The following is a 12849-nucleotide window of genomic DNA, read 5'->3' on the forward strand; positions in this document are numbered from 1 at the left end:
TTTCCGGCTCTTCCGACAAAACCCTCAAGCTCTGGGATGCCGCCTCCGGCAACTGCCTCATGACCCTCTCCGGCCAGGCAAACGGAGTCATGGCCGCAGCTTTCAGCCCGGACGGCTCGCGCATCATTTCCGGCTCTTCCGACAAAACCCTCAAGCTCTGGGATGCCGCCTCCGGCAACTGCCTCATAACGATGGCAAACCTGCCGAACAATGAAACCGCTTCATGGAGTGAAACGGAGCTAAAGCTGCTTTCGGCATCGAAAGAGGCCTGGCGGTGGATCGGGCTTGCTGATGGCTGTCGTCGTCTGCCAATCGAGTTGCTCGACGATCCGACAGATTCATTAACTCGAAGTCTTCAGTGATTACATTGATTTCAGGAGAGGGAAATTGAAAACAGAGGCATAAGAGATGCTCTGTAATTATGATTATTGCTTGTTGTATAATAATAGTTATGATATCGTTAGCTTTACATAATTTATATTATACAACAAAATGGCAGGGCAGCCCGGCAGGCGGTTTTGGGCTCCCTGCGGGGTTTTTTGGTATGCACTTCCCCGAACGACGAGGTTATTTGAAGAGTACCCCGGTTACCGGATGCCAGAAGGCTGCGGTAAGGAGTGCCGTCAGGACCGGACGGATGACGTTTTGCCATTTTGTGTTTCTTTCCGCTATCATCGACCAGGTATGGTTGGCTGCTGAAAGAATCAGGAACAGGCAAAAAACCGATACCACGGCGACGTTCGCATAGGCGTCCCAGTGTGCGATAAACGCGACCAGTGACGTTACGGCCACGGCAAGGAACCAGAAGGCGTTCTGGCGCTGGTAGTTGCTGCGCCCTTCGAATCCTTTCTCCTTTGCCGCCTCATCTCCGAAAAAAAGTCCCTCTATTGCCGAAAGTCCTGCAATCGAACCGACAAACCACGGTGTCATGATGCGCAGCACCTCTTCGGGTGAATCGCCGTAATAATACGCAAGAAAAACGCCAAGAAAGGTTCCTGCGATACGCAGGGCCTCGAGCAATTTTATGATCATGGGGGTATGGGCTTGCTGTTCGTTAACGGTTTATAATTTAATAATATAGCGTATTTCCTGTTTTTCTGGACAAAAAAAGGCCGTCCCGGTTTTCAGTTCCGGGACGGCCTCTATGGTCATATGGTCAGATCGTAAAGATGTCGCCAGTTGCCTTACTTCTTTTCGGGCACTTCGCGCTCTTCCTTTACGGCGTAGTTGATCAGATAGTCGTACAGCCTGATCAGCTTCGATCCCTGCGTGGTCTGATCGATCCAGTGGCCGATCATGCCGATGGTACGGGCCAGAACGAAGAAGCCGTTGAGCGACTGTTCCGGGAAGTCCAGATCGACAAGAATACAGCCGATGGTTCCGTCCACGTTGAGAATCAGGTTGTCCTTTTTCGACGTGGTGATCTTTTCGACCTCGAGCGCATAGTCGAGACAAGGCGTGTGCAGCGAGGTGTGGTTCTTCACGTAGTCCACCAGGTACTTCACGCGCTTGTCGGGATTCTTGACGCTTTTCACCCTGTGGCCGATTCCGGGTACGGGGCCGACGTTCTGCTTCATCCATGAAAGGAATCCCGCGATGTCGTTCGGGTACTCCTTGACGCCGTACTTGAAGTACTTGCCGGCGTTGGTGACCGCTCCGCCGAAACGGGGGCCGATCATGGTCATGCCTGCCGAAACCGCCTGGGGCAGATCGATGCCGGCACAGGCGCCGATAATGGCTCCGAATGCACCCGACACGGCCGGACCGTGATCGGCGGAGATCATGATGATGCGTTTGATGATTTCCGACTCTTCACGCGAAGGCAGCCTCTTGCTCCAGAGCAGGCTGAGGACATCCTCGATGCCGTAACCCTTCTCGCAGAGTTCCGAAGCGGCATAACCGACATAACGGGGCTCTTCGCCGCGGTCGTCGGAAATGGTGGTGCGAATGAGCGGTTCGACGATAACTTCGCCCTGCTTCATGATTTCCTGAACTTTCAGCGGCAGCTCGGGCAGCAGCGCCTCGTCGATCTCCGGTTCCGGCTTGATGCTTCCGTCGGCGAGCAGCTCTTCGTAAACCTGCCTGATGCATTTTGAAAGACCGCCGAAGGTGTCGGGCACCAGAGCGCCGGCTTCACGCAGCGCGTTCATCTTGGAGCGTGCCGAACCGATGCCTTTCTTGCCCTCTTTGGCGCCGGCATGGCCGAATTTCATGCCCTGGGGCAGAACCTCCTGGCAGGTGCCTCCGATGGTGGCGATAAGACGGATGCGGCGCTTTTCAGCGGCCAGCCACTCTGCGGCTTCATCTTCAAGGGTTCCGCCGACCTCGCCGACAATGACGACGGCTTTGGTTTCAGGGTCCTTTTCGAACATTTCCAGATAGGTGACGAAATCGGTGCCCGGATAAGCGTCGCCGCCGATGGCTACGGCCGTGGTGATGCCGTTGCCGTTCTGGGCGCAGAGCCACATCGCTTCGTTGGACAGGCCGCCCGATTTGGTGATGACGCCGAATGAGCCCGAACGGTAGAGGTTGCAGAGCTTGAGGTTCTTGAACTCTCCGCCGATAACGCCGAGGCGGCACTCCCCTGCCGACATGATGCCGATCGAAGATGGTCCGTTGAAGAGTTTGCCGTTTGCAATGGCAAGTTTTCTCAGTCTTTTTGCATCCTTTTCCGGAACGCCTTCGGTAATCATCGAAACCAGCTGGATGTTTTCGGCCTCGATGGCTTCCTTTGCCGCCAGGTATGCGCGGTTTGCCCCTATATAGATAAGAGCGGTATTTATGCCCGGATTTTCAGCCAGCGCATCGTCGAGCGAGGAATATACCGGGACGTTTTTCAGTTCACCGCCGCGATAGATCTCTTTCTGCTGGCCCTCTTCGGGGGGATAGACGAATGCCTGAACGGAGAGCGGCCGGTTGACCAGAAAGTCGAACTGCGCCATCCTCCTTGCGGCATTCAGGCCGGCAACACCGCCAATGATGACAACCTGTGTATCCCTGTTTGCTAATATACTCACGATTCTTTCCTGATTAAAAAGTTATAAGTTCCTTTATAATTGGTAGTTAAGGATACCGTCACCTTACGAATTCAGTGCGAGGTCGACAATATCGGTCATCGGCATACTGCGGTCGTACACATGGATGTCAAAGCCCTCGTCCTGCAGTTTTCTGATGGCGGCAAGTCCCTGATTTTCGTTCGGACCGCCCCTTCTCACCCAGATTTTCACATTTTCGAGATAGCCTTTCGATTTGCTTTCGCGGAATCCGTTGATAATACCGTTGAAGGTCGCCTTGACGTCGGTGAAGTTCGCGATGGCGCCGCCTACAATGATATGCCTGATGTTCGGAAGGGCGCATACGGTTTCCGTCAGGGCTTCAACCGCCCAGTCGGACGGATCGCCTGAATATTCGGCATAGTTGGCGATGGTTCCGCCTCTTGCCACGACGGCATCGGAATAGAATACCGAAGCGCCGCCGCCTGCCGTCAGAAGGGCGACTTCGCCGCCGGGCACCTCGACGAACTTTACCGATCCCTTGATGCGGGCATCGATCTCCATGATCTGCAGTTCAGCATCGGTGAAGGGACGGCCGATTTCCGAAACCGGTTTGAAGTCCCAGTCGGCATGGCGGAAACGGGCATCGTAGTCCACATTCATGACCGCATCGAGTGCGGCAAAGCGCATGTCGCTTTTGCGGATCACGAGCGGGTTGATCTCGATGGACTGGGCGTCTTCGTTGTCGAAACAGAGGACGAGCCGCGATACGATCTTGCCGACACGTTCCGCGATTTCGCCGCTGAAACCGGCTTCGCAGGCAAATTCCGTGAGTCGTTCGATGGAGGGGTTCTCATCGATGGGTATGAAGAGACGGCGAACCGTATCCCAGTTCTCCTCGATATCGACACCGCCCCGGTTGGACAGCAGCACTTCTGCGCCGTCACGGTTGCCGTTTATGCAGACGTAGTACTCCTCATCGTGCTCGAGCATCTCGGCTACAATGACCTGACGGACGGCAGCGGTGCCGATCTCGCGCCCGATCATCTCACGGGCTGCCTCTACGGCCTCCCTGAGATTCAGGCCGAGCTTGACAAGACCCAGTTTGAAACGTCCGCCGACAGCCTCGTGAGCTTTGACAACAAGTTTTGATTCTCTCAGCCATTTATTAGCTTCACCAAGTTGTTCAAGCCGGTTGGGGTCCATGATAACCACATAGTTGGGCACAGGAATGCCCCACTTATTGAAAAGTTTCATAGCCGGCCCTTCAAGTATCTTAGCCATACTATTGGTTTGTTTATATGTTTTGGGTAAATGAAATAAACAAAGAAAAGCGCAAGATTTTAAGTTAACTATATTTCTATGTAATCCAACAGTTTAGAATTGTTAATTTTGGGAAACTTTACGAAAATCCAGTTTATATGAATGATTTTCTCTTCTGGTGGCAGCACCTGCCTTCACAGATGAATCCGGTGATTATCTCATTGGGAGGATTTGCCGTTCGGTGGTATGGCATGATGTACATCATCGCCTTTGCGATAGTCTGGCTGCTTACGCTTTATCGCCTGAAAACCGAAAAAACCGGCTTCGACCGCCAGTTCGTCGGAGACGCCCTTACCTGGGCCATGGTCGGCGTCGTGCTCGGGGGTCGGCTGGGCTATATCTTTTTCTACGGGCTGGACAGCTTTTTTGCCGATCCGCTCGGAACGCTCATTCCGTGGTCTTTTGCATCGGGCGGCTGCAGCTTTGCCGGCATAACGGGAATGTCCTATCACGGCGGGGTGATCGGCGTGGTGCTTGCCATGTGGTTTTTTTCCCGAACGCAGAAGAAAGGATTTCTGGAAATTTTCGACCTCTTCCTTCCCGCCCTTCCCCTCGGCTACACCTTCGGACGGCTCGGCAATTTCATCAACGGCGAGCTCTACGGAAGGGTAACCGATGCGGCTGTCGGCATGTACTTTCCCATGGCTCCCACGGTGGAGCTGCGTCACCCCTCCCAGCTTTACGAAGCGTTTTTCGAGGGAATCGTGATGTTTGTCATTCTCTGGGCCCTGCGCAAAAAGTCTCCGTATCCGGGGTTTCTTTCGGGACTCTACCTTCTGGGGTACGGATTCGTCAGGTTTTTCATAGAGTTTTTCCGTGAGCCGGATGCCCATCTTGGCTTTGTTTTCCTGGACTTTTCCATGGGCCAGGTGCTCTGCTTCGTCATGATGATCGCCGGAGTTGCCGTCATGGTGCAGGCAAGAGGAGCCAAGGATTCACCGGGAAGAGAGTAACACCTCTTCCCCGCTGCCGAAACAGCGTTTGCGCACGATCAGCATGACGATAATCGAGGTTACGGCGGTCGATCCCACCAGCATGAACATCACGACGATCTGGTAGCGGATGGCGACAAGAGGATCCGTACCGGAAAGTATCTGACCGGACATCATACCGGGAATGAACACCAGTCCAACTCCCATCATGGCGTTGATCGAAGGGATCATGCCCGACGTGACGGCATTTCTGAAAACATCGTCGCTCGCCTCCCTGAAATCGGCTCCCAGGGCGAGCTTCATCTCCACCACCTCCCGTCGCTGGCGCATCTCGCTGAACAGCCGTTCGAGAGCGATGGCGATTGCCGACATCGAATTGCCGATAACCATGCCGCCCGTAGGAATGAAGTAGCGGGGCTCCCACCATGGTGTGGAATCGACTATGATGCCGGAAACAAAAAATGCCGTCGCGAAGTAGGTGACCAGCATGGTCAGAAAGGTCGGCAGGATGTAGGCGACCTGTTTTTCCTTCACCCGCCCCTTTATGATGGACATTGCCGAAATCACCATGATGGCAAATATGGCGATGGTCAGCGGCAGATTTTCGGAACCGAGAATGAAGGTGAGCACATACCCCATCAGAAAGAGCTGCGCGAAGGTGCGAAGCGCCCCGATGGCAATGTCCCGGCCGAGTCCCAGATGGTAGAAGATCGAGCTGGCCTGCGCCACGATGATGAATACAAAGGCGAGCAGCAGCTTTCCTGTGGAAATATCGATGATACGGTTCATTCCTCTCTGAGCTGAAGGGTTCTGTTTTCAAGCCGGTAAACGATTCCCCGGAGGGTTTCCGGACGGTAATCGCTGTGTGTTACGGTCATGATGGTCATTTTTTCCGTACGGTTGAGCCGTTCCATGATCGAAAAAACCATGGCGGCGCTTTCAGGATCGAGCGCCGATGTGGGTTCGTCGAGGAGCATCATTTCAGGTTCCTGGAGGATCGAGCGCATGATGGCCAGCCGCTGTTTCTGGCCGGCGGAGAGTTTCAGGGCCGACTGTTCGAGCGTGATGCCGCCGAGATAGAACTCGTCGAGCATCCGGTAAAGCGTTTCCGGTTGCGGCGCCCTCTTTTTGCTGTTCGCCCTGAAGGAGAACGGCAGCAGCAGATTCTCTCCCACCGGAGCGTCGATCATCTGCGGAAGCTGGGCCACATAACTTATCGACGAGCGGAGCGCGGCCGGAGGGATGACGGTGATGTCGCGTCCCCTGAAAAGGACGGTGCCGTCCTGCGGCTGGTTCAGACGGCAGATAAGGCGCAGCAGCGTGGACTTGCCGGTTCCCGAAGGGCCCTTTATCAGAATGAACTCTCCGCTCCGGACGGCAAGATCGAGCCTCTCGAATACCGGTAAGGAAGCGCCCGGATAGGTGAAAGCGAGGTTTCTGATTTCAAGCAGCGACTGGTTCATATCCGGGTTTCGGTATCTTGAAAAGATCGATAAATAGATGTTTATTAAAGGAAACATCGTAAGTAAACGCAGGCAGAACGACGGCGTCAGGCCCTCGGGAAAATATAACCAGAACAAAGCTTATGCAGGCACCCGAAGAACGACTCGGCTCTTTTTATCTCGGCGCTGAATATGACCTTGCCTCGTCGCAGCGCCTCGAGAAACCCGTGCATTACGACGCGCGGGACCTTACAACCCATGCCGTCTGCGTCGGTATGACCGGAAGCGGCAAAACCGGTCTCTGCATCGGTCTGCTCGAAGAGGCGGCGCTGGACAAGGTTCCGGTTATTCTGATCGATCCCAAGGGGGACATGACCAATCTCCTGTTGCAGTTTCCGGATCTCCTGCCGGAAAATTTCCTGCCCTGGATCAATGAGGATGACGCCCGCCGCAAGGGAAAAAGCTCCGAGGAGCTTGCGGCATCGACCGCCGAACAGTGGAAAACCGGACTTGCCGACTGGGGAATAGCTCCGGACAGGATACGGCAGCTCGGGCAGAGCGCCGACTATACCATATACACACCCGGTTCCGAAACCGGCGTGCCGGTCAGCATTCTCGGAAGTCTGGCCGCTCCCCCTCTCGATTTCGAGGAACATGCCGAAACCATCCGTGAACGCATCGGCGGCACGGTAAGCGCCCTGCTCGGGCTGGCAGGCATCAAGGCCGATCCCACCAGAAGCCGTGAATCGATTCTGCTGGCCGGCATTTTCGAACACTTCTGGAAAAAAGGCCAGGATCTCGATCTTGCGGCCCTGATCACCTCGATCCAGAATCCTCCCATGCGACAGGTCGGCGTGTTCGATGTCAACACGTTCTATCCCGAAAAAGAGCGATTCGAGCTTGCCATGGCCTTCAACTCCCTGATAGCCTCCCCTTCCTTCCAGAGCTGGCTCGAGGGAGACCCGCTCGATATCGACCGGATGCTCTATACCGCCGGGGGAAAGCCTCGCCACAGCATCTTCTATCTGGCCCATCTTTCGGAGAGCGAACGGATGTTTTTCGTCACGCTGCTCCTTGAAAACATACTGACCTGGACCCGCGCGCAATCCGGAACCTCCAGCCTCAGGGCGCTCCTCTACTTCGACGAGGTTTTCGGATATCTTCCTCCCGTTGCCGAGCCGCCCTCCAAACGCCCGCTTCTCACGCTGCTCAAGCAGGCCCGCGCTTTCGGCGTTGGCTGCGTGCTGGTTACCCAGAACCCGGTCGATCTCGACTACAAGGGTCTGACCAATACCGGAACCTGGTTCATCGGAAAACTTCAGGCCGAACGCGACAAGCAGCGGGTGCTCGAAGGGCTCAAAAGCGCCATTTCAGAGGCCGGAGGATCGGGCGGCTCCGTCGATTACGACAGCATCATCAGCCAGCTGGGCAACCGGGTTTTTCTGCTCCACAATGTTCACGAAGACCGTCCGGTCGTCTTTCAGACCCGATGGGCGATGAGTTACCTCTCCGGACCGATGACAAGACCGCAGATCAGGAAACTCATGGACCCCCGCAAAGCCCCAGGAGAGGCCGGGCCGGCGGTTGCCACCGCGGCAGCGGCAACTCCGGCTGCGGCCGCAAAAGATGCCCGTGAAGGCGGCGGCACACTGCCCTGCGGATTCAGCCCGAACCCTCCGGGACTCGATCCTTCGATGAAGCAGGTGTTCGTTCCGGTCCGTTTCGACGCCAGGGCGGCTCTTGAAAATCATGCCCGGAATTCGGGAAGCCTGCCGTCGGTGAGTGCCGAACAGCTGGTCTACGAGCCGGCGGTTATCGGTTCGGCTTCGGTGGCCTTTTCCGACCGCAAGCGGGCCATCAGTGAAAACCGGCGTCTGGTAATGGCCGCCTTTCCCTCTCCGTCCGCGGCCGGAACGGCTTCATGGGAAGAGAGCGAAACGCTTGGCATGGCGCAGTCGTCCCTGTCCGGCATGCCGGACAGCCGCGCGGCGGCATTCGCGTCGCTTCCGGAAAACCTCAGTACGCCACGCAATCTCGCGGCTTTCGGCCAGCCCTTTGCCGACTGGCTCTACCAGCACTCCCGTTTTCAGCTGACCGTTCATCCCGGAACCGGACTTTTCCGTCGCAGCGGCGAGAGTGAACGGGATTTCACCATCCGCCTGCAGCAGGCGGCAAGGGAAAACCGCGACCGGGAGGTCGATGCGCTTGAAAAGAAGTTTGAGCCCCAGCTCGAGCGCATCAGTGAAAAAATCAGACGGGAGGAGCGGGAGCTTGCCCAGGACGAAGCCGAACACAGGAGCCGCAAAACCAGCGAACTGGTCGGGCTTGGAGAAAGCGTGCTTGGTTTCTTTCTCGGCAGAAAAAGCACGCGGGGCATCGGCAGCGCCCTTACCCGCCGAAGAATGACCTCGAACGCGAAGGCCGATATCGATGAGTCAACCGAAACCATAGAGGAGCTGCAGCGGGAACAGGAAAAGGTCGGTGCGGAAATGCAGGACCGGGTCCGTGAGATTTCCGCAAGGTGGGAAAATCCTGAAGCCGCCCTGACGAGCGAAGAGCTGGTTCCGCGCCGCAGTGACGTGTCGGTCGATTTCGTTGCCCTCGGCTGGCTCCCCTCCTGGAGGCTCTCCGTTGACGGCCCTGACGGAGCGACAACACTTACCCTGCCGGCCTACGCGCTCGCCGACGGCGAAACCTGAAGACCTGTTCCGGCGGGGGTTGCCCCTGCACTCCCGCCGGAATAAAAAAAACGCCGGATCGGGTTTCTCTCAGGACTTGCGCAAAAAGAAAAAACCGACAGCGGCAATCACCGCAAGAGCGACACCCCAGACCCCGGGCGGAAAAGCCGCACCGCCCTGATACATGCTGACAGCGCCGAACAGGAAGAATATGACTGCGGCTCCGACCTGAATGGTTTTTTCGGGCAGTCTCTTGCCGAGCATTTTTCCTACTACGATAGCCAGGCCGTCGGAGATCACCATGCCGATGGTCGAGCCGATCCAGACCGGCAGAAACGGGTTGTTTGTAGCAAGCGTTATGGTCGAAAGCATGGTTTTATCGCCAAGTTCGGCCATGAAGAATGTTGTAAAGACAAGCCAGAACGGGTGGATGGTTCTTTTGCAGCTGGCATCTTCATCGTCGAGATGATCCCCCCGGAGTGTCCAGAAACCGAAAATGACAAAGGCTGCGCCGGCGATGAAGCCTATCCAGTCGGCAGGAAGCCTTTCACCGAGGAACCAGCCGATGCCGGCGGAAAAAACATGAATGGCGAGGGTGGCCCAGAAAATGCCCCAGAGAACGGTTTTCGTGTTGTAACAGGTGGCGAGCGTCAGGGCGACAAGCTGCGTTTTGTCGCCGAGTTCAGCCAGAAAAATCATGACGAGCGAGAGCCAGAAAGCGTCCATAGCCGGTTGTTAGCATTGCCTGAATCCTCAAGGGCATCTGTTCCATAAACAGCGATGCCCGTAACCTGCGGATGAAAGAGGACAAGTATAGCGGAAAAACGGGGGTTTTAAAAGCCGGAAACACTGTTTTTCGGGGAAAATTCCCCATGCATCACTGAGCGGTTTTCTCTATTCCCGAGGTTTCAATGCCCCGGCTCCGCAGCTTTTCCATGATGCCGTCATAAACGGTCCTGTCCGGATAGGGCGTGCGGCTGAGCACCCAGAGTCCCGATCCGGTAGTATTGGAAACAACGGCCCAGGAGTAGTCCGCAGCAAGTTCGATGACCCGGTAATCGGCATTGATGATGCCGAAAAACCGCACCTTCAGCCATGCGTTGCCGCTGCCGGACACCGGAGATCCCAGAGCCTTTATCGAAACCGTTTTTCCATGCCTGCGGCAGGAGTTGACGACGCGAACCTTGCCTTCCGGCGTGAGGGTGTACTCCGCCTTGGTGTTGGCGCATCTTTTCTGGCGTTTACGGGGAATCGAAGCGGCTTCATACCAGGTGCCGCAGTAACGGGCGACATCCACAGCTTCTACGGTATGCAGTGACGCAGGGATACGGGTTTTCTTTCTGAAAAACGACATGGCGATATGGCTTGTGACTAAAATCCTTGGCCGCAGCATACGCTCCAGGAGCTGTCGCCGCTTTTTTTCTTTCACTTCAGTGAAACCCGGAACTCCGCCGATAAGTTTCAGAATTTTCCACCCGGCTTTTCCCCGCTTTGCGTCCCGCCCTGAAATGTTAACTTAACGGCAATGCACTTCTTGTGGAGATCGTCATTTTTTCAACCAGAACCTGTGTCTATGGCGCATATAAGAATCAGAGAGGCCGTAACCGCCGATATCGGACGATGCGCCGAACTGCTCGGCATGCTGTTTGCGGCGGAACGGGAATTCACTCCGGACCCGGTTGCCCAGAGACGGGGCCTGGAACTCGTTCTCGACAGCCCGCAGACCGGTCGGGTGTTTGTCTGTGAAACCGGCGGCAGGATAGCCGGCATGGTGATGCTGCTCTTTACCGTCAGCACCTTTCTCGGCAAAAAAGTCGCCCTGCTCGAAGACATGATTGTCGATCCGGCGTTCCGCGCACAGGGAATCGGCGCCCGACTTATCGCCCACTCCGTGGAGTTTGCCCGGCATGAGGGGCTGGGCAGAATAACCCTGCTGACGGATCACGACAATACCGCCGCCCTGAATTTCTATCACCGGGCTGGTTTTACGCCATCATCGATGGTAGTGCTCAGAAAACAGCTTGACAATCAGGGAGAAACCCCGTGAACGGGTGCTGGCAGTGCCGTGAGTGCGGCTATCTTTACGATCCTGCCGACGGCGATCCCGAAAGCCGGATCCGTCCGGCAACAGCGTTCGAACAGCTTCCCGGCAACTGGTGCTGCCCGGTATGCAGCGAGCGGAAAAGCGGCTTCGATCCTATGGTTGCCGCCTGAACGGTTAGTTGGCCTTGCTGTCGAGCGAATGGTTTACGGCGATAGCCGCTGCCTTGCGGGCGGGATAGAGGCTCACCAGAAAACTCAGGGCGACGGCGGTCAGGCCTACGGCAAAAAAGTCGGAGGCGTGCATGCTTACGGGATATGACTGGATGACGAATGCGCTTTGCGATGGCAGGCGGACGAGACCGTAGGCCTCCTGAAGCCGGCAGACGATCCATGCCAGCAGCGATCCGGCGGCGGTTCCGGCTATGCCGGTCATGGTGCCCTGGATCAGAAAAATTCCCATGAACTGAGGCCGTTCCAGCCCGAGACACCGGAGGTAGAAAAGCTCTTTCTGCTTGTCGATTGCCGTCATGGCAAGGGAGCCTGTAAGGCTGAGCGCGGCGACAAGCACCACCAGCATCAGGACGCTGAAGCTTGCCCATTTTTCCAGCTCCATGACCGCGAAGATATCCCCGTACTTTTTTTCCAGAGGCCTCAGGGTGCAGCTCCGCCCGAGAGGCGTGCCGGTAATCCTCGCTTCGAGACGTTTCAGGAGTTTGCGGCCCGAGACGCCCTTTTCGGCCCTGATATCGATGCCGCTGTACCGGTCGCCGCCAAGAAGCAGCACTTTGCGGGCAAATTCGTTAGGCGCGAGCACATAGCGGTCGTCGAAGAGTTTCTGCAGGGAGAATGTCGAGGAAACCTTCGTTTCGGGGATTCTCAGAGCGGCCAGCATGTAGGGCTCCGAAAGCAGTTCAAGACCGACGCTGATCAGTTCTGGGCTGAACAGCCTGACCTCGCTGAAGGGCGAAAGCTCCAGGCGTCCGGCAAGCAGATCGCCGGCGGAAACCGTCTCTCCGCTGAAAAAGGGCTTGATGGCCGAGGTCCTTCGCATCAGTTCCCGCTGACCCTCCCCGCTGAGTCCTCTGATCATGACCAGTTCGCTTTTTCCGCCGCCCGACGACATGATTGCCTCCCCTTCGGCAAACGGTTCGGCAGCCGCCACCCCTTCGACCGATGCCAGGGCCTGAAGCAGGCTGTCGCTGACGCTGATGCCGCCGTCGCTGCGGGAAACCAGCTGAACCTCGCCTTCAATGGTGGTGAACATGTCGTATGCGAGCTTCTGAAAGCCGTTCAGGACGCTCATCACGATAAGGAGGGTGCTCACTCCCACGATGATCCCGGCAAGGCTGATTGCAGAGATCACATTGATAATCCTGAAGCGTTTGCGGGCAAAGCTGAACCTGCGGGCAATCCATAATGCTGTTTTCATACGGGAAAA

The 12849-nt window shown here is 56.3% G+C and carries 13 protein-coding genes; 5 read left to right on the forward strand and 8 right to left on the reverse strand.

Annotated elements, in window-relative coordinates:
• Positions 1-362, forward strand: a 362-nt coding sequence (locus tag WBP50_RS02235) for a WD40 repeat domain-containing protein (RefSeq protein WP_423931437.1), incomplete at its 5' end; no start/stop codon positions are given.
• 205 nt (positions 363-567) lie between these two features.
• On the opposite strand, the gene WBP50_RS02240 is transcribed toward WBP50_RS02235, so the two are convergent.
• The 3 genes from WBP50_RS02240 to WBP50_RS02250 all read right to left on the reverse strand — a co-directional run bounded on the left by WBP50_RS02240 (position 568) and on the right by WBP50_RS02250 (position 4277).
• A complete protein-coding gene (locus WBP50_RS02240; RefSeq protein WP_423931438.1) occupies positions 568-1032 on the reverse strand; it encodes a DUF6790 family protein in 465 nt (154 codons plus the stop codon).
• 152 nt (positions 1033-1184) lie between these two features.
• A complete protein-coding gene (locus tag WBP50_RS02245; protein ID WP_423931439.1) occupies positions 1185-3017 on the reverse strand; it encodes a citrate/2-methylcitrate synthase in 1833 nt (610 codons plus the stop codon).
• A 63-nt stretch (positions 3018-3080) separates the two neighbouring features.
• Positions 3081-4277 carry an ATP citrate lyase citrate-binding domain-containing protein gene (locus tag WBP50_RS02250; protein WP_423931440.1) on the reverse strand — a complete coding sequence of 399 codons (1197 nt, stop codon included), beginning with the start codon at positions 4275-4277 and terminating at the stop codon, positions 3081-3083.
• 137 nt (positions 4278-4414) lie between these two features.
• Between WBP50_RS02250 and lgt the strand changes: the two genes are divergently transcribed.
• On the forward strand, positions 4415-5269 hold the full coding sequence (gene lgt / locus WBP50_RS02255; RefSeq protein WP_423931441.1) for a prolipoprotein diacylglyceryl transferase: 855 nt from the start codon (positions 4415-4417) through the stop codon (positions 5267-5269).
• Here lgt and WBP50_RS02260 read toward each other — a convergent pair.
• Together WBP50_RS02260 and WBP50_RS02265 are read right to left on the reverse strand one after the other, a co-directional pair.
• Positions 5252-6037, reverse strand: coding sequence for an ABC transporter permease (locus tag WBP50_RS02260; protein ID WP_423931442.1), 786 nt, complete (start codon positions 6035-6037; stop codon positions 5252-5254). The two genes, lgt and WBP50_RS02260, sit on opposite strands and share 18 nt — an antisense overlap.
• On the reverse strand, positions 6034-6711 hold the full coding sequence (locus tag WBP50_RS02265) for an ABC transporter ATP-binding protein (protein WP_423931443.1): 678 nt from the start codon (positions 6709-6711) through the stop codon (positions 6034-6036). Before WBP50_RS02265 ends, WBP50_RS02260 begins: the two co-directional genes overlap by 4 nt.
• Positions 6712-6833: 122 nt before the next feature.
• On the opposite strand from WBP50_RS02265, the gene WBP50_RS02270 reads away from it, so the two are divergent.
• Complete coding sequence (locus WBP50_RS02270) at positions 6834-9389, forward strand: helicase HerA domain-containing protein (protein ID WP_423931444.1); 2556 nt, start codon at positions 6834-6836, stop codon at positions 9387-9389.
• 69 nt (positions 9390-9458) lie between these two features.
• On the opposite strand, the gene WBP50_RS02275 is transcribed toward WBP50_RS02270, so the two are convergent.
• On the reverse strand, positions 9459-10094 hold the full coding sequence (locus tag WBP50_RS02275; RefSeq protein WP_423931445.1) for a TMEM165/GDT1 family protein: 636 nt from the start codon (positions 10092-10094) through the stop codon (positions 9459-9461).
• Positions 10095-10245: 151 nt separating this feature from the next.
• Positions 10246-10797, reverse strand: coding sequence for a lipocalin family protein (locus WBP50_RS02280; RefSeq protein WP_423931446.1), 552 nt, complete (start codon positions 10795-10797; stop codon positions 10246-10248).
• Positions 10798-10941: 144 nt separating this feature from the next.
• Here WBP50_RS02280 and WBP50_RS02285 point away from each other — a divergent pair, with 144 nt between their 5' ends.
• Positions 10942-11415 (forward strand): GNAT family N-acetyltransferase, encoded by a 474-nt coding sequence (locus tag WBP50_RS02285; protein WP_423931447.1) that lies wholly within the window; start codon positions 10942-10944, stop codon positions 11413-11415.
• Positions 11412-11582, forward strand: a complete 171-nt coding sequence (locus WBP50_RS02290; RefSeq protein WP_423931448.1) for a rubredoxin — start codon at positions 11412-11414, stop codon at positions 11580-11582. Before WBP50_RS02285 ends, WBP50_RS02290 begins: the two co-directional genes overlap by 4 nt.
• A gap of 4 nt (positions 11583-11586) precedes the next feature.
• Here the strand turns inward: WBP50_RS02290 and WBP50_RS02295 are convergent, their stop codons facing one another.
• On the reverse strand, positions 11587-12840 hold the full coding sequence (locus tag WBP50_RS02295) for an ABC transporter permease (RefSeq protein ID WP_423931449.1): 1254 nt from the start codon (positions 12838-12840) through the stop codon (positions 11587-11589).
• Positions 12841-12849: the final 9 nt, after the last annotated feature.

This window comes from Chlorobium sp. (assembly GCF_049593655.1).
Lineage (GTDB): Bacteria > Bacteroidota > Chlorobiia > Chlorobiales > Chlorobiaceae > Chlorobium.

Coding starts and splice junctions, on each gene's coding strand:
- WBP50_RS02240 (WP_423931438.1), bottom strand. CDS start 1,032: ATGATCATAAAATTGCTCGAGGCCCTGCGTATCGCAGGAACCTTTCTT.
- WBP50_RS02250 (WP_423931440.1), bottom strand. CDS start 4,277: ATGGCTAAGATACTTGAAGGGCCGGCTATGAAACTTTTCAATAAGTGG.
- lgt (WP_423931441.1), top strand. CDS start 4,415: ATGAATGATTTTCTCTTCTGGTGGCAGCACCTGCCTTCACAGATGAAT.
- WBP50_RS02260 (WP_423931442.1), bottom strand. CDS start 6,037: ATGAACCGTATCATCGATATTTCCACAGGAAAGCTGCTGCTCGCCTTT.
- WBP50_RS02265 (WP_423931443.1), bottom strand. CDS start 6,711: ATGAACCAGTCGCTGCTTGAAATCAGAAACCTCGCTTTCACCTATCCG.
- WBP50_RS02270 (WP_423931444.1), top strand. CDS start 6,834: ATGCAGGCACCCGAAGAACGACTCGGCTCTTTTTATCTCGGCGCTGAA.
- WBP50_RS02275 (WP_423931445.1), bottom strand. CDS start 10,094: ATGGACGCTTTCTGGCTCTCGCTCGTCATGATTTTTCTGGCTGAACTC.
- WBP50_RS02285 (WP_423931447.1), top strand. CDS start 10,942: ATGGCGCATATAAGAATCAGAGAGGCCGTAACCGCCGATATCGGACGA.
- WBP50_RS02295 (WP_423931449.1), bottom strand. CDS start 12,840: ATGAAAACAGCATTATGGATTGCCCGCAGGTTCAGCTTTGCCCGCAAA.